We start from the raw sequence: 16,390 nt of genomic DNA, 5'->3' as shown, positions 1-16,390 counted from the left end.
TGCTGGTGTTTGTATCGAAGTTGCTGGTGATTGTCCCGTCAAATCTTGTAAAATCTCCCGCGCTGACTGATAACGCTTTCTTGTCCCAAACTCGATCATTTTATCAAGAATGCGCCCTAAATCATCCCGAACATTATTATTGACTAAAAACTGTCGCCAAATCCATTCATGGTCACTGGTATCAAATAAATCAAAGGGTGAAACCTGAGTCAACAAATAAATACAAGTGACTCCTAAACTATACAAATCACTAGGATTGTTCGCCTTACCATTAGCTTGTTCTGGTGCGACATATTCCGCTGAACCGATTACCGTACCAGTAACAGAACGGTTAAGAGGTGTAACAACTTTAGACGCACCAAAATCCACTAAAACCGCTTTTTTGTCTGAGTTACGTCTAATAATATTTTCCGGTTTAATGTCTCGGTGAACTACTCCCCGACTATGGATAAAATCTAAAACTGGCAAAATATCTGTTAATAAAGCTTTAATCTTGGCTTCATTAAATACCCCTTGGCTTCTTAATTCTTGTTCTAAATTCTGTCCTTCAATATATTCTTGTACCAAATATTGACGGTCATCATCATGATTGAGATAGGCGAAAAGTTCAGGGATTTGGGGATGTTTTCCTAATTTCTCTAATTGGATTGCTTCTTTTTCAAATAATTCTGAGGCTTTCTCAATTGTATCAGTCCCTTGAGCCGAGGGAAAAAACTGTTTAATCACACAATAAGGTCGAGAAGGCTTACTATAATCTACCGCTTTAAAAGTGCGACCAAATCCTCCTTGACCAATTAATTTAATTGCTTGATAACGCTCTTGTAAGAACAATTTAGAGCGGCATTTTTCACAGAATTTATTGCCATCTGGATTGGCAGAAGAACAATTAGGATTGAGACACAGACTCATGGTTTTTACTCCTTTAAGTAGTTTGGTTGACGTTAAACGTTAAAAAAGTAGCTGTTGGTTATGTTGGGTTTCCTGTCTTAGCTGTTGGTTGTGTTGGGTTTCGTGTTTTAACTGTTGGTTATGTTGGGTTTCCTGTCTTAGCTGTTGGTTATGTTGGGTTTCGTGCCTCAACCCAACCTACGGTACTTGATCTCATACATTTGACTTCAATAAAAGGTCTGATACATCCCTGAAGACGGAAACCACCTTTTTTGGCTAACTTACATTCAGCAGAGTATTTTTTGGCGTTTTTTTTGATTGATAATAGCTACGTCTGTTGTGAAAAGCTGACAACAATCAATCATATAGTCATTGCCAAAAAGCTCGAATCATTAAAAATTTGATTTCCCCAAAACTTTGCGCTTTAAAGCTAGAACACGAGGACGCGCACCTTGACTAGAAAATCCTAACCCTTCACGGAATATTTCGGGCATATAATAACGAACTGCATCTTCTTTATCCTTATCCTCATAAATTACTCCCATTTGCTCAAGAATATTGACTGTAGTAGCATCCAGCTTAAACTGTTCTAGAGAAAAAGGAATTTTTTTATCACTATATTCATGTAACCTTTCTGCCCAGCTTTTAAATATAGGATATTCTTCCTTAGACTCTTCAACTTTTTTCTTACTACAGGGTTCAAGCGCTCGTCGAATCGCTTGGGGAGGTAACAGTCTAGTATTCGACCATTTAGTAAATTGTATTTCTTCTTTTTTTTCTACAGTAATATTAGCAGCATGATACAAAAATCTCACAATATCCCGCGCTTGCAGTCTTCCATTAAAATCGGTTAAAGCGGCAAAAATCCAATTGTCTGACTTAGCTTCCCTTGCATTATCTGCTCCTAATTTTTTGCCCCAAAGTCGTTCTAGTTTTTCTTTTAAATCTTCAATTGAACAATCGAATAAATCTTGAGGGTTAGCATTAATAACCGATGATTGTATGCAGAGCCAATAGGAAAGTTTAAGAAACGATTCTAGATTCCAAGATAGATCATAATTACAATATAAGCTTTCAAATTGTTGCGAGTTTTGTGTAATTGTATATCTCAAGAAATCTCGACGCAGAAAGACAATCAATCCGAGATTAGATTGCCGAATTTCTGATAATTTATTGGGTAAATGATCGATCAAGGCTTTCAAGGCTTTTCGTTCACAGTTATCATTGGCAACATTAGGCAAAGCATCTTCTAATCCATCAAATAAAAATATAATCTTCGAGTTTTTTTGTTGAAGGTATTCATGCAGTTTTTGTAATTGACAATTTTCAGGATTATAACCTAAAACTCTCGAAATTTCTTTGATCCAAAAATTTGTCCAATCAACCTCATTCCAATCCTGATTTGATAGCGACTGTATGATTCTGTCTGTTAAATCCGAGGAGGAAAATTGATAATCATTATTAAGAACATTATTAACATTTTGCCGTGCTTCCTCAAGAATATTTTTGGCCTTATCATTTAAATTTTTTGATTGCAGTAAAGGAAATATTAAACCGAGATTGTCTCGGGAATTTTCTTGATTTTGAAGATCAACTTTATTTAAAAAATTTTCCCAAGACTGTAGGCGAGATAGCTGAATATAATTAAAGGTTTTTCCCGCACCTTTAGCACCAATTGAGATAACATTAGGTAGTTTATCTTGAAAATTACGAGCGAGATTTTTCAATGGCTCGGTAATGAGTAAATCTTCCCCTTCTCCCTTTTCTGCATAAATATATTTATTGCAAGTATCCCTGAGTTTTTTCACATCATCTAAGGAGTTATCTGAAGGTGTGGCTGATGCAATGCTATTATTAGATAATTCATCTTCTGCCCATTGTTTTGCCAGTTCCATCAAGGAAGTTGAACTTAATTTGTTTTGAGCTTCGTCCCAATTGTTAACATATAGTAACTCTTGGGCGAAATCAGTTTCTTTAATATCCAGTCTAGTAGTATATAAACTCTCATTTTTGGGTTGAACATAAGCCGACTGTAATTGCTCTAAAATATTCTCAAATGCTGGTAAATTTCTGACTTCTGGGGTTAAAAAACTAATAATTATCGAAGGATCATAATAATTATCATCCTTTACTTTTGAGTCACTGGGAGCTAGTAAGCCAATTTTTTCTAAAACCATCCTGACACCTCGCCAAGATTGCTCATTAACTGTTGTTACTAAAAATCTTTGGATTCTAGAGTCAAATAAAATTGGGCTAGAAATTTCACTTAATCCTGCTCTTAAATCAATAAATATATAATCTACTGCTAATTTTTGCCCTAATTGATGAATTGCATCCCCTACCTCCCAAGCACCCGACGGATTTCTGGCTAAATTTTCTGGCAGTATAGGAGTATCTAAGAGTTCTTCTTCTTCAATAAAAGCGGGTAAAAAATATAAAGTTGATTTATTTTGCTGTTTGGCAGTTTTCTTAATTTCTTGAGTTACCCAAGAGAGTGCCACCTCTAGAGATGGCTTGGGATATTGATAAACTTCTAAAAAATTGCTCAAAGATACGGTTGCCTCTTGATTTTCATACCTTTGCCAATAGGTTAACCCCGGAGCCTCTAAATCTGAGTCAATAACTAAAATTTTAACTGGTTTATTTATTTCTTTTGCTCTTGCTAAGAGAGCAAGAATATAAGCAGCTAAATGTAGGGTTCTTCCCACACCACCTTTAAAAGAATAAAAAGCAATAATTTCTGGCTTATTTTGATAAGTATTGGCTAAAAAATTATCCGATTGCTCTGAATCTGTATTTGCTTTTAAATAAGCGACTTCCTGCCAAAAAGGTCGAATCGATGGATAAAAATCAGAACTATTATCTATTAAAATAAATTCTACAGGAATAGAAGCATTATCAATATCTAGCTGAATAATTTGTTCTGATTCTTGATACCAATCTCCGAACCATTCTTTTAATATTGAGTTAGCTTTTGGTTGATCATCTTGATTTTGAATACCAATCTCTAAAGCACTACTAAAACAACTAATTTTAACAATACCATCAGGTAAGTCATTTCCGTTAGCGGTTTCGCGAGCAATTTTTCTTTTAATATCAAACCAAGTTAGTAATGGCCGTCTTCTCATAGTCCCTGCAACTCCTGTGCAATCCAACGTAATATATCTAACAATTTTTTTTCTAATTCACTATCCTTAATATTGTCACAGCATCCCCCATATCGCCACATTTGATTAATTTCACCGCAAGAAAGCTCTCTCTCTTGATTATTTTTTAAAGGTTTCATACTCAATTGTGGGGGAAGTTTTAGTTTTTCTCCCGCAGCTAGTTTGTCTAGTAACTTATTTATATCATGCCGCACTTCAAGTAATTCTCGACAAGAATCGGTGCAATCTTTACTTTGTCTTTTCAGTAAAACCGCTTTGAGACCACATTCAACCGAGTAAAATAGCAATAAACGATGAGCGTTAGTTCTGGTTTCGACCTTTGCCGCTCGTTGATTTTCTCTCCATGCTTTTTGTAGTTCTCTGTCTGTAAAAGGAATCACCCAGTCAACTCTTTGCACGATACGGTTAGATCCTAGCACAAAAAAACCCGCTGGCGCGGGCTTTTTTCACCAAACCAAAGTTTTAATTAACCTAACAACGCTTTTGCCTTCGCTACCACGTTATCCACGGTAAAACCAAACTTCTCTGACATTCCTAGAGAAAATATCGTAATTTTGTTAAAATAATCTCAAAGAAAAGCCTCTAAAATCAAAGGTAATGTCTAAAATCGCTAAAAAACTTAGTAATTCTCCTTTTCGTTATCCCGGCGGTAAATTTTATGCCCGTAAGCTAATCTTAGCTTGTCTTCCCAGTCACCATAAGTATTGTGAACCTTTTGCGGGGGGAGCATCTATATTCTTTGCTAAGGAAAGTGTAGCAGAGAATATTCTCAATGACAAAGATGAAGAATTAATCAACTGTTATCGACATATCAAAGATTATCTTGGTAGTCTAATTGAATTATTAAAAGATCTAAACGCTACCAAAGAATTACACAGTTATTATAAAAATGAATTTCAACCAGCTAATGACCTAGAAAGAGCCATGCGTTGGTATTATCTAAATAGAACTTCCTACTCAGGAATTATGAAACTTGAAAATTGTTATTGGGGCTATGGTGATAAGTATTCTATGCGTCCTGAAAACTGGCCTTCTCACCTAAAAACTACTTCGGAAAAACTGCAAAATGTCAATTTATTTTGTTTAGATTTTGAAGATTTAATCAATCAATTACCCGACGATTACTTTTTATTTGTCGATCCTCCCTACTTTCAAGCAGATCAAAATAAATTCTATTCCTGTTTCTTCAGTCTAGAAGATCATGAAAGGTTATGTAAGACGTTGAAAAAACATCAACATCGATTTAAATTTCTTTTGACTTATGATAATTGCTCCGAAATTAGAGAAATGTATGATTGGTGTATTTCTTTACAAGATAATGAATGGAATTACACTATTAATCGAACTGATGATCAAAAAAATGGTTTAAAATTGGAACATGGTTATCAGAGTGAAAGACGCAAGGGCAAGGAGGTATTTATTGCTAATTATGATCTTGAGAAACCTGCAAGATTTACACCTCGACAATTAAGTTTATTCGATATATCTTGATTGCTAATTTTAATCAAGTAAATCCTCTATTTTTTCGGTCGGGAGCCATGGTTGTAGAGGTTCAGCCGTATTAACATCAAAGAAAATTTTGGGATAATTAGGGATGAAATTACAGTTGTGATCCTGGCATTTCTGGCGAGAACACTTGATGTTATTGGTTTGATTTGCTGTTAAATCTTTACTCCTGGCAACGTACATTTTTAAAAGGGCTTCTTCTTGATTATTAATATTAATTTTGCTTAAAAATATTTGCTCTTTTGGTGTGGGCTTCCAAACAAATAGTCCTGTTTCTAAATTGGTCTGAAAAAAAGCATTGGCAAGAGATGTAATTACTAAATCAAAATCTGTTTCAATATATTGATCTTTGTGAATATTTAGGCTTGTTGAAGGTATTCCTATCAATTTAGACCTTTGTTCTGCCGCTTTGTCTCCTAAGGTTCTTGATCTCATACATTTGACTTCAATAAAAGGTCTGATACCTCCCTGAAGACGGAAACTACCTTTTTTGGCTAACTTACATTCAGCAGAGTATTTTTTGGCGTTTTTTTGATTGATAATAGCTACGTCTATATCGTGAGAACCAGCTTGAGGATTTAAGCGAGGATTAGTAACTAAATAATTATTCGAGAGTATTTTTGACAGTTCATCTTGTACAGTGAACTCAAAAAACTTGCCACGAATCATAGGAATAACTTTTGGATCATTGAGAACTTCTGTAATATATTTGATATTCAAATTATAACTCTTACAAAAACTTTCTATTTTTTCAAACCATTCCCATTCAAGCTCGTTATCATGCAAAAACTGCTCAAGCAATTTAATCAAATCTTCTGACATCATCAGTATTTACATCGGAATTTATAGACATAGTGTTAAAAAGCTCCGAAAGACTTATGTTTAATGCTCCACATAAAGAAATCAAGCATAGTAAAGAAGGATTCCTTTTACCACGTTCAAGAAGACTGATGTAAGTTCTATCCAAATTGGCCGCTTCGGCCAACCTTTCTTGGGATAAACCCTTTTGAATACGAGCATTATGTAAACATCTGCCAAATTGAGCTAAATTGTCCTTTGCCATGCTTCGATTAAACTGCCTGACGTGACCCCTAGTCCACTGACTGACAGTCACAATAGAAAAACAAAAAAATGAGCCAGATTTTTCTGACTCATTACAGCTAAGATTTCAGGTAATTAACCTAACAACGCTTTTGCCTTCGCTACCACGTTATCCAGGGTAAAACCAAACTTCTCTAGAATCACACCCCCCGGAGCAGAAGCGCCGAAGGTATCAACCCCCAACACATCCCCCTCATCGGTGATGTAGCGATGCCAACCCATGGTTGAACCCGCTTCCACTGCGAGACGTTTTTTCACTGCTTTCGGCAATACCGATTCTTTGTATTCTGCCGATTGTTCCTCGAATAGCTCCCAACAGGGCATAGAAACGACGCGAGCTTTAATTCCTGCTTCTTTCAACACCGCAGCCGCTTTATCGCAGAGATACAACTCGCCACCCGTACCGATGAGAATGACATCGGGAGTACCTTCAGAATCGGTGATAGTATAAGCACCTTTAGCCACACCCTCCAGGGAAGTTCCCGCTAAATTGGGCAGATTTTGACGGGAGAGAGCCAATAAAGTCGGGCGTTTCTTTTCGCTCACCGCTACTTTATAAGCACCGGAAGTTTCCGTACCATCTCCCGGACGCATGACTAACAGGTTAGGAATAGCGCGCAGAGAAGCAACGTGTTCCACGGGTTGGTGAGTCGGTCCATCTTCCCCTAGGGCAATGGAATCGTGAGTCATTACCCAGATGACGCGAGTTTCTGACAATGCCGATAAACGGATAGAATTCCGCATATAGTCGGTGAAAATCAGGAAAGTCGCCCCGTAGGGAATCAATCCCGTGTTATGGAGAGCAATACCGTTACAAATCGCCCCCATTGCGTGTTCCCTTACGCCAAAGTGAACGTTACGCTCCTGATAACTGCCTTTTTGGAAATTACCAAAATGCTCTAATTCCGTGTAGTTAGAGTGGGTTAAATCCGCTGAACCGCCGATTAAACCGGGTAAAACCCCCGCAAGGGCATTTAAGCAGATTTCCGAGTGTTTACGACTAGCGAGAGCCTTATCTTCGGGTTTATAAACCGGTAAAGCTTGCTCCCAACCTTCCGGCAGTTGACCGGTGGTTAACTGTTCAAATAAAGCCGCTTCTGCGGGATATTTAGCCTGATATTCGTTAAATAACTTATTCCAGTCCGTTTCTGCCGTCGCTCCCTTGTCCACTGCTTGCCGGAAACGATTTAACACCTCATCGGGAACCACAAACGGCTCGTATTCCCAACCTAAGGCTTTCCGGGTTAACTCGATTTCCGTTGCTCCCAAAGCTGCCCCGTGAACATCGGCGGTATTAGACTTATTGGGGGAACCATAACCGATGGTGGTGGTGATTTTAATCATCGAGGGTTTATCGGTGACAGCTTTGGCAGCTGCGATCGCATTAGCAATGGCATCTAAATCGGTGTTACCATTCTCCACGTGCTGAACGTGCCAACCGTAGGCTTCAAAACGCTTGCTCACGTCCTCGGTAAAAGCGATATCGGTGGAACCATCGATCGAGATATGGTTATCATCGTAGAGGGCGATTAACTTGCCTAAACCCCAGTGACCAGCTAAGGAACAAGCTTCCCCGGAAATCCCCTCCATATTGCAACCATCACCCAAAATCACATAGGTGTAATGGTCGATAATTTTGGCATCCGGTTTGTTGAAACGGGCCGCTAAATGAGCTTCTGCTAGGGCCAAACCGACACCATTGGCAATCCCTTGACCCAGAGGACCAGTGGTCACTTCTACCCCTTCCGTGACGAAATTTTCGGGGTGGCCGGGGGTTTTCGATTTCCACTGCCGGAATTGTTTAATTTCCTCGAGGGGAACGCTATCGTATCCGGTCAGGTACATCAAAGCGTACTGCAGCATACAACCGTGACCGGCGGAGAGAACAAAACGATCGCGATTGACCCATTGGGGGTTTTTCGGGTTAAAACGCAGGAATTGATCCCAGAGAACAAAGGCCATGGGAGCGGCTCCCATCGGCAGTCCGGGGTGTCCCGATTTAGCTTTTTCCACGGCATCCACCGCTAAAAAACGCACGGCATTAATACAAAGTTCTTCGAGGGATTGGGAGGCGACAACCATAATGTTTTTTAGAATGAACTACAAAAATAAGACCAGGTTAAAGAGGGAGCCACTCACAGATTACTCTTTCAGGGGCATCGACTCAAGCATATTTTCTAAAAGCTAAGGTGACGTTATGGCCACCAAATCCAAAGGAGTTGGAGAGGGCAGCGTTAACTATCTGCTGACGACTTTCGTAGGGGACGTAATCGAGATCGCAATCGGGGTCAGGATTGTCCAGGTTGAGCGTCGGGGGAATCCGATCATTAGCGATCGCCATGACCGTGGCCACGGCTTCAATGCCGCCAGAACCGCCTAAAAGGTGGCCTGTCATTGATTTGGTGGAACTGACGGGGATTTTGTAGGCCGATTCTCCTAAAGCTTTTTTAATCGCCTTGGTTTCCGTGGGATCATTGGCCCCCGTACTGGTGCCGTGGGCGTTGATATAGCTAATTTCCGCCGGAGTTAAACCGGCATCTTTGATCGCTAATTCGATCGCTCTGGTGGCCCCACGACCATCGGGAACCGGAGCCGTCATGTGATAGGCATCGCAAGTCAGACCATAACCGATCATTTCGGCGTAAATCCGCGCCCCACGGGCCAAGGCCGTTTCTAATTCCTCTATAATCAAGATTCCTGCCCCTTCCCCCATGACAAAACCATCCCGATCCTTGTCAAACGGACGACTGGCCCGGGTGGGGTCATCGTTGCGGGTGGACAGGGCCTTAGCGGAGGCAAAACCAGCCAATCCTAGGGGGGTAACGGCGGCTTCCGTCCCACCGCAGATCATCGCTTTGGCAAAACCCCTTTGTACTAGACGGAAAGCATCGCCGATGGCATTAGAACCGGCAGCGCAAGCGGTCACGGTGCAGTTACTCGGTCCCTTGGCCCCCGTGTGGATAGCGGTTAAACCGGCGGCCATATTGGCAATCATCATCGGGATCATGAAGGGACTACACCGGCTCGGACCTTTTGTCAAGTAAATTTCCTGTTGATCCTCCAGCACTTTTATGCCACCTACGCCCGTACCAATTAGTACACCTATATCATCGGCATTGAGAGCGTCGATAACTAATCGAGAATCTTGCAGCGCTTGCAAACTAGCGGCGACGGCAAATTGAGCGAAACGATCCATGCGCTTTGCCTCTTTGCGATCCACATAGTCGTGGGGGTCAAAACCCCGCACTTCCCCAGCAATGCGACAAGCGTGACGGGAGGCATCAAAGTGGGTAATTAAACCAATGCCACTTTTGCCGTTGATTAAGCCTGTCCAATAGTCTGCTAGATTATTGCCGAGGGGAGTGATCGCACCCATCCCCGTGATGACAACCCTTTTTAATGGCAATTCTGTCATGTTTGTTCAAAAATAAGGGCAGATTTTGCCCCAGATATTTAATCCTAATTGTCAATTTTCCCGCAATAATTAGGCGGTTGCTCCTACTTTCTCGCTAATATGGTCAACAGCTTTGCCTACAGTGTCAATTTGTTCGGCCGCTTCGTCGGGAATTTCAATATCAAATTCTTCCTCTAAAGCCATCACTAACTCGACCACATCGAGGGAATCAGCTTGCAGATCATTAGCAAAGCTTGCTTCGGGGGTAACTTTTTCCGGCTCTACTTCTAATTGTTCTACAACAACTTTTTTAACTCGATCGAAGATGTCTGCACTCATGGATGTCAATTTTTATCCGCTGGTTTACCGGACTCTAGCCTCTAGAGTCTGGGGAAATGGGGCGGTGTTACCATTTCCGACAATAAATTTCGGTTAGCTTTTTCACTGACCATTTTTCATCTTACTGGAAGTTGTTCCCCCCTTGATGAAGTTTTTTTGCGATCATCAGGGAAATTGGGGTGTGGGGTGTGGCAATTATGAATTATGAATTATGAATTGGGGAGGTGGGGAAGTGGGGAAGTGGGGTAGTTGGGTGTGGAGTAGTGGAGTAGTGGGGTAGTGGGGTAGTGGGGTAGTGGAGCATTTGGATGAAATTTCCCTAAACCCCTAAATCCCTATCACCCCAAAACCCTATCACCCTGACTCCTATCTCCTGACGACCGAATAAAAAGCAAAAATATAACGGATAACTCCGAAATTCGGATAATAATCATGGCCGACCATTACCCAAATTCTAGAATTTCCGTTTTTTTGGTTTTCTTGACTACTATTCGGCGGTAGCCAATCCAGTTTCGGTGCTGCCGGTGCTGCGACGACGGGTGAGAGTATTAAAGAGCATAATTCCGATCGCTTTGATCAGATTACCTTCCAACTCTTGGAACATTCTCATGTTCAGGCCAAAAGCGGCGTTAGCTTCGGCGACAATGCGATCGGCCATGGCTTGATCTACCGGTAACTGGTCGAGGGTTTGACGATAGTGGTTTTTATAGGCTTTTTCGTCGGGAATATCTTTGAAATCATAGAAAGCAGTGCCACCAGTTTCCAGATTCATCGCTTTTTCGGCGATTTTTTTCAAGATTTGCCCCCCGGACAGATCGCCGAGATAACGGGTATAGGAATGAGCGACTAATAATTCGGGTTCTGTTGTGGCGATTTCCCGAATCCGGTCAACGTAGGCCTGACCTGCGGGAGATAAAGCGATCTCGTTGCGCCAATTGGGACCATAATAAAAATATAAATCCTGTTCTAGCGCATTTTTGCGATTGAGTTCAGGAAAACAGATTTTAGAAACGACGGGATGACTGGAAAGTTTTTCCATCTCCTCCTCCATGGCCGAATAGACGAAGTAGAGGTTAGCCACCAGTTTGCGATAGGAAGTTTTTTCCACCACCCCCTTGAGAAAACACTTGACAAAACCGACGTTTTCTGCCATTGTGTGGGATTTTTTCGTGCCTTCTCGCAGTTGAGTTGATAAATTAACGCTCATATTATGATCACCTGTTGGGATGAGTAGAATGGATCGGGTTCGTTACAGATGCTTACTAAAACCGCCTATTTTGGTAGATTAAACTGAATCGATCGCTAATTTTATTAAGAATTTTTACAGTGCCGCCGGGGGAGCTTAGGGGAGAAATTTAGCTCTAGCAGGACTTAACCGCCGGTTGAAGCCGGTATCCATCGAGATGGCGCAATTGTAAAGATTAGTGAAAAACTGCTCCCTAGTTGATCTTTGGGCAGGAGAGGGTATAATCTGGCACCAATATCAATTTTCGACCAACACTGTTTACACTTCTTAAAAATTCTTAACATTCAGGAGACTTATATAGGCAAAATTTCACAAATTGAAACCGAATTTAGCAATCATGCTTATAATCAGTACAGGATTCTTTATGTTGTGCTAAACTCAGGCCCTTGAGAGACAAAGCCCTAGTTGCGATGTCAGCGAGAACACATTTAGCAACTCCCTATCCAAACCCTTAGTCATAACACTCTGGTAATGCCCCGAATACTTGTAATCGATGATGATCCTGCAATCGCGGAATTAGTCTCCATCAACTTGGAGATGGCGGGTTATGACGTTAACCCCGCAGAGGACGGGATTAAAGGCCAGGCCTTGGCCGTCCAGTTACAACCCGATTTAATCATGCTGGATTTAATGTTGCCCAAAGTCGATGGTTTTACCGTCTGTCAGCGTTTGCGACGAGATGAACGCACGTCCGACATCCCGATTTTGATGCTCACAGCCTTAGGACAAACCCAAGATAAAGTGGAAGGTTTTAACGCCGGTGCCGATGATTACCTGACCAAACCTTTCGAGGTGGAGGAAATGTTAGCTAGGGTGCGCGCCCTCCTTAGACGCACCGATCGCATTCCCCAAGCCGCTAAACACTCAGAAATACTCAGTTTTGGACCTTTAACCCTGGTTCCCGAACGTTTTGAGGCGGTCTGGTTTGAAAGTGTGGTCAAGTTAACCCATCTAGAATTTGAGTTACTCCACTGTCTTCTCCAACGTCACGGTCAAACCGTTTCCCCTAGTGATATTCTCAAGGAAGTCTGGGGATATGATCCCGATGATGATATCGAGACTATTCGCGTTCATATTCGCCATTTGAGAACGAAACTAGAACCCGATCCCCGCCACCCTCGCTATATTAAAACCGTTTACGGTGCGGGTTATTGTCTGGAGTTACCCACCAATGAACAGGTGGTGCTTGATTCATCGGTGGCAACAGTTTAAACAGGGAGCGGATAGGCAATAGGGACAATTGTTTCCTCGCTCCTCCTCCTCTTCAGATTGAGAAGGTTTGACTCGCGGTTGGGTTTTGATGGCTATGGCTGAGGCCTCTTTTTGTCCCTGACGATAACGAGGGGAAAACACCCCCAGCAAGTCAGGACAATGGTGGGAGTAACTACTGGTTTACGGTAAATCCGTCGCCCCCATCAAAAAGCGATCGCATTCCCTGGCGGCCCCGCGGCCTTCATTAATCGCCCAAACCACCAAACTTTGACCACGACGACAATCCCCCGCTGCAAAGACTTTCGGTAAGCTAGTGGCAAATTGACCGTGTTCGGCCTTGATATTGCTGCGGGCATCCTTTTCTAAGCCTAAATCATCGAGTAAAGGCTGTTCTGGTCCCAAAAATCCCATGGCCAATAGAACCAATTGCGTCGGGATGACTTTTTCTGTTCCTGCTACCGGTTGGGGGATAAACTGCCCTTTTTCGTTGCGTTGCCATTCCACCCGTACCGTGTGAATCCCTGTGACGTTGCCCTCGCTATCCCCCTCGAATTTAGTCGCCGTGGTGGTATAAACCCGGGGGTCATCGCCAAAACGTGCGGCCGCTTCCTCTTGTCCATAGTCCATACGGTAGATTTTCGGCCATTCGGGCCAGGGATTATCGGCGGCCCGTTCTCGGGGCGGTTGCGGCATAATCTCTAATTGGGTGACGCTACGGCAGTTATGACGCAGGGAAGTCCCCACACAGTCGGTTCCCGTGTCACCACCGCCGATAATTACCACGTCTTTACCCGCGGCCAAGATAAAATCCTCCCCGGGCTGTCCGTCTAATAGTGCTTTTGTATTAGCGGTGAGAAACTCCATGGCGAAGTGAATGCCCTTTAATTGGCGACCTTCGATGTTTAAATCCCGGGGTTTGGTGGCCCCGGTACAGATAACCACGGCATCGTATTCGTTTAATAGGTCTTGGGCGCTGATATCCTTGCCCACTTCCGTGTTACAGACCATTTTTACCCCTTCCTGTTCGAGTATCTGGAGACGACGCAGAACGACTTCTTCCTTATCTAACTTCATGTTGGGGATACCGTACATCAACAGGCCCCCGGGGCGATCGGCCCGTTCGTAAACCGTCACCCAGTGACCAGCTTTATTTAACTGGTCGGCAGCCGCTAATCCAGCAGGTCCGGAACCGATCACAGCCACTTTTTTGCCGGTACGGATTGCGGGGGGATTGGCAGTAATCCAACCGGATTCCCAACCTTTGTCGATAATCGAACATTCAATATTTTTGATCGTAACGGGGGGATTATGAATACCGAGAACACAGGAACCCTCACAGGGAGCGGGGCAGACTCTACCGGTAAATTCGGGGAAATTATTGGTTTTATGGAGGCGATCGAGGGCTTCTCGCCACAATCCTCGATAGATTAAATCATTCCATTCGGGAATCAGGTTATTAATCGGGCAACCACTGGCCATGCCACTAATTAGGGTTCCCGTGTGACAAAATGGTGTACCACAATCCATACAACGGGCAGCCTGATTGCGGAGTTTATCTTCGGCCATGGGAAGATGAAACTCATCCCAATTATGAAGGCGATCGAGAGGGGTAAGTTCGGAAGGAAGTTCACGCAGGAATTCGATAAAGCCAGTCGGTTTGCCCATAGTCTTTGTTATCTCTGTCGTTTATCCCCTATCTTCCTTCACAGTTCGATCGATCCCGCAACTTTACCGATTTCTTTAATCTTATCGGCAGCTCAGTGGACTAACAGGCGGTAATTTTGACAAATTGGGTAATTAACTATTGAGTTAAAAACAGGCGATTTCAAGAGGAAGGGGGCAATTCTAACGGGATAGCCCCGATTATTCCCTTACGAAAATCATTGAGTAACTGCATGGCTGCCCTTTCTTTATCTTCTTGATATTTGAGATCGGCCAATTTTTCGATAAAATCCTCCCCGGTCATGTCTAGAGTATTCAACCCATAACGAGATTGTAAAAGTCCTTCATACTGTAATTCTATTAATAAATCGACAAAAGCCGCCGCTATCCTTTGGTTATCATAACCAGCATCCCCAATATCCTCACAGATAGCTAATTTCACCGCATCCTTTTGATTTTCTAAACGGGAAGGAATCACCCCCGGCGCGTCTAATAATTCTAAGGTGTCGGAAATTCGCACCCATTGTAATTGTCGCGTTACTCCGGCCCGGCGGGCGCTGGCGACGACTTTTCGCCCTAATAAACGGTTAATCAGGGCAGATTTGCCCACATTGGGAAACCCAATCACCACAGCCCGCACTGGACGCGGTAACATTCCTCTTATTTGACGTTTTTGGTTAATTTCATCGCCAATTTTTTCCGCCGCTTTGATAATTGCTTTAACTCTTTCTCCCTGTTTAGCGTTAGTAAAATAGACGGTTTCTCCTTGACTTTTAAACCATGTTACCCATTGTTGATAGGCAGATTCGGGAATCATATCGAGACGATTTAAGATTAATAAGCGCGGTTTATTGCCAATCCAATCGTCCACCTGCGGATGATGGGAAGCTAAGGGGATGCGAGCATCGCGCACTTCTAGGATCACATCCACGAGTTTAAGATGTTCCTTAAGTTTTCTTTCCGCTTTGGCAATATGACCGGGATACCATTGAATTAACGACATGGGAGATGGGAGTATAAAATTAGATCTTATCAGGAATAGTCCCTAGATAGCTATAATTATCTGAGAAAGAGTTTAGTAATTTCACTGCAATTATAACAGGATTATCGATGACTAATTTAAAAAAATGGCAAATTGTTAAATCTGAGCTAGTTTTTCAGAATCGTTGGTGTCAAGTCCGTCAAGACGCGGTGAAGTTATCCTCTGGACAAGTTATCGATGATTATTTCGTTAATATTCGTCCTGAAATTGTTTTAGTTGTTCCAGTTACTGAGGATAATCAATTAGTTTTTGTCCGTCAATATCGTCACGGAGTTAAGGAAATTTTATTGGAATTTCCCGCTGGATCAGTGGATGCGGGTGAAGATAATATTACCACAGCAGCGCATCGGGAATTCGAGGAGGAAACTGGTTATCACAGTGATTCTCTAATGCCTCTAGCTGTTTTGTACGATAATCCTGTTAAAGATACTAACAGAATTCATATTTTTTTGGCTCTTAATGCTACCCCCACAGGTCAACAAAAGTTAGATGTTACCGAGGAAATCGAAGTTATTCTGCGACCTTTACAGGAAATTAATCCCCAGGAAATTACTGTCTCTGGTAGTTTAGCTGCTTTCTATTTAGCGAGGGATTTTTTCAAGCAAAATTAAGGAGTTATAGCGGTTATATTGATGGGGAGGTACTTTTCGTTTTTGGGATCCAGTTGTCAGGATTCAGAAGATAGGGTGGTCACTGCGTGCGCGTTGCGGGGGGTGTTGGGGTGTTAGGGTGTTAGTTGAAATTCCCCCACTTCCCCACTTCCCCACTTCCCCACTTCCCCACTTCCCCACTTCCCCACTTCCCCACTTCCCCACTTCCCCACTTCCCCACTT

Annotated in this window: 14 protein-coding genes; 3 read left to right on the top strand and 11 right to left on the bottom strand. The window is 42.4% G+C overall.

Features of this window, described 5'->3' with window-relative positions; genetic code table 11:
- From IM515_RS22745 to IM515_RS22735, 3 genes are all read right to left on the bottom strand, one after another.
- A partial coding sequence (locus IM515_RS22745) for a protein kinase domain-containing protein (protein ID WP_287629620.1) occupies window positions 1-909 on the bottom strand: 909 nt, incomplete at its 3' end.
- 371 nt (window positions 910-1,280) lie between these two features.
- Window positions 1,281-4,016, bottom strand: a complete 2,736-nt coding sequence (locus IM515_RS22740; RefSeq protein WP_287629618.1) for a KGGVGR-motif variant AAA ATPase — start codon at window positions 4,014-4,016, stop codon at window positions 1,281-1,283.
- On the bottom strand, window positions 4,013-4,474 hold the full coding sequence (locus IM515_RS22735; RefSeq protein ID WP_287698202.1) for a hypothetical protein: 462 nt from the start codon (window positions 4,472-4,474) through the stop codon (window positions 4,013-4,015). Before IM515_RS22735 ends, IM515_RS22740 begins: the two co-directional genes overlap by 4 nt.
- A 178-nt stretch (window positions 4,475-4,652) precedes the next feature.
- Here IM515_RS22735 and IM515_RS22730 point away from each other — a divergent pair, with 178 nt between their 5' ends.
- Window positions 4,653-5,546: a DNA adenine methylase gene (locus tag IM515_RS22730; protein ID WP_287629615.1), complete on the top strand. Its 894-nt coding sequence runs from the start codon at window positions 4,653-4,655 to the stop codon at window positions 5,544-5,546.
- 9 nt (window positions 5,547-5,555) lie between these two features.
- Here the strand turns inward: IM515_RS22730 and IM515_RS22725 are convergent, their stop codons facing one another.
- The 6 genes from IM515_RS22725 to IM515_RS22700 all read right to left on the bottom strand — a co-directional run bounded on the left by IM515_RS22725 (window position 5,556) and on the right by IM515_RS22700 (window position 11,602).
- Window positions 5,556-6,386: a restriction endonuclease gene (locus IM515_RS22725; protein ID WP_287629613.1), complete on the bottom strand. Its 831-nt coding sequence runs from the start codon at window positions 6,384-6,386 to the stop codon at window positions 5,556-5,558.
- A complete protein-coding gene (locus IM515_RS22720; RefSeq protein ID WP_287629612.1) occupies window positions 6,364-6,624 on the bottom strand; it encodes a helix-turn-helix domain-containing protein in 261 nt (86 codons plus the stop codon). Before IM515_RS22720 ends, IM515_RS22725 begins: the two co-directional genes overlap by 23 nt.
- A gap of 113 nt (window positions 6,625-6,737) precedes the next feature.
- Window positions 6,738-8,744: a transketolase gene (gene tkt / locus IM515_RS22715; protein WP_287629610.1), complete on the bottom strand. Its 2,007-nt coding sequence runs from the start codon at window positions 8,742-8,744 to the stop codon at window positions 6,738-6,740.
- A gap of 82 nt (window positions 8,745-8,826) precedes the next feature.
- Window positions 8,827-10,077, bottom strand: a complete 1,251-nt coding sequence (gene fabF, locus IM515_RS22710; RefSeq protein WP_287629609.1) for a beta-ketoacyl-ACP synthase II — start codon at window positions 10,075-10,077, stop codon at window positions 8,827-8,829.
- Window positions 10,078-10,146: 69 nt separating this feature from the next.
- Window positions 10,147-10,395 (bottom strand): acyl carrier protein, encoded by a 249-nt coding sequence (locus IM515_RS22705; protein WP_002768498.1) that lies wholly within the window; start codon window positions 10,393-10,395, stop codon window positions 10,147-10,149.
- 487 nt (window positions 10,396-10,882) lie between these two features.
- Complete coding sequence (locus IM515_RS22700; RefSeq protein WP_052277206.1) at window positions 10,883-11,602, bottom strand: biliverdin-producing heme oxygenase; 720 nt, start codon at window positions 11,600-11,602, stop codon at window positions 10,883-10,885.
- A 510-nt stretch (window positions 11,603-12,112) separates the two neighbouring features.
- On the opposite strand from IM515_RS22700, the gene rpaA reads away from it, so the two are divergent.
- Window positions 12,113-12,853, top strand: a complete 741-nt coding sequence (gene rpaA, locus IM515_RS22695; protein ID WP_002768502.1) for a two component system response regulator RpaA — start codon at window positions 12,113-12,115, stop codon at window positions 12,851-12,853.
- A gap of 180 nt (window positions 12,854-13,033) precedes the next feature.
- Here the strand turns inward: rpaA and IM515_RS22690 are convergent, their stop codons facing one another.
- Window positions 13,034-14,518 (bottom strand): glutamate synthase subunit beta, encoded by a 1,485-nt coding sequence (locus IM515_RS22690; RefSeq protein ID WP_287629607.1) that lies wholly within the window; start codon window positions 14,516-14,518, stop codon window positions 13,034-13,036.
- 160 nt (window positions 14,519-14,678) lie between these two features.
- Window positions 14,679-15,518, bottom strand: coding sequence for a ribosome biogenesis GTPase YlqF (gene ylqF / locus IM515_RS22685; protein ID WP_287629606.1), 840 nt, complete (start codon window positions 15,516-15,518; stop codon window positions 14,679-14,681).
- Window positions 15,519-15,625: 107 nt separating this feature from the next.
- Between ylqF and IM515_RS22680 the strand changes: the two genes are divergently transcribed.
- Entirely contained in the window at window positions 15,626-16,168 is a 543-nt protein-coding gene (locus IM515_RS22680; protein ID WP_287629605.1) for an NUDIX hydrolase, read from the top strand.
- Window positions 16,169-16,390: the final 222 nt, after the last annotated feature.

Source organism: Microcystis sp. M44BS1 (assembly GCF_020244875.1).
Lineage (GTDB): Bacteria > Cyanobacteriota > Cyanobacteriia > Cyanobacteriales > Microcystaceae > Microcystis > Microcystis panniformis.
The sequence above is the reverse complement of the archived record's forward strand: the minus strand, read 5'-3'. Positions and strand labels throughout refer to the sequence as shown.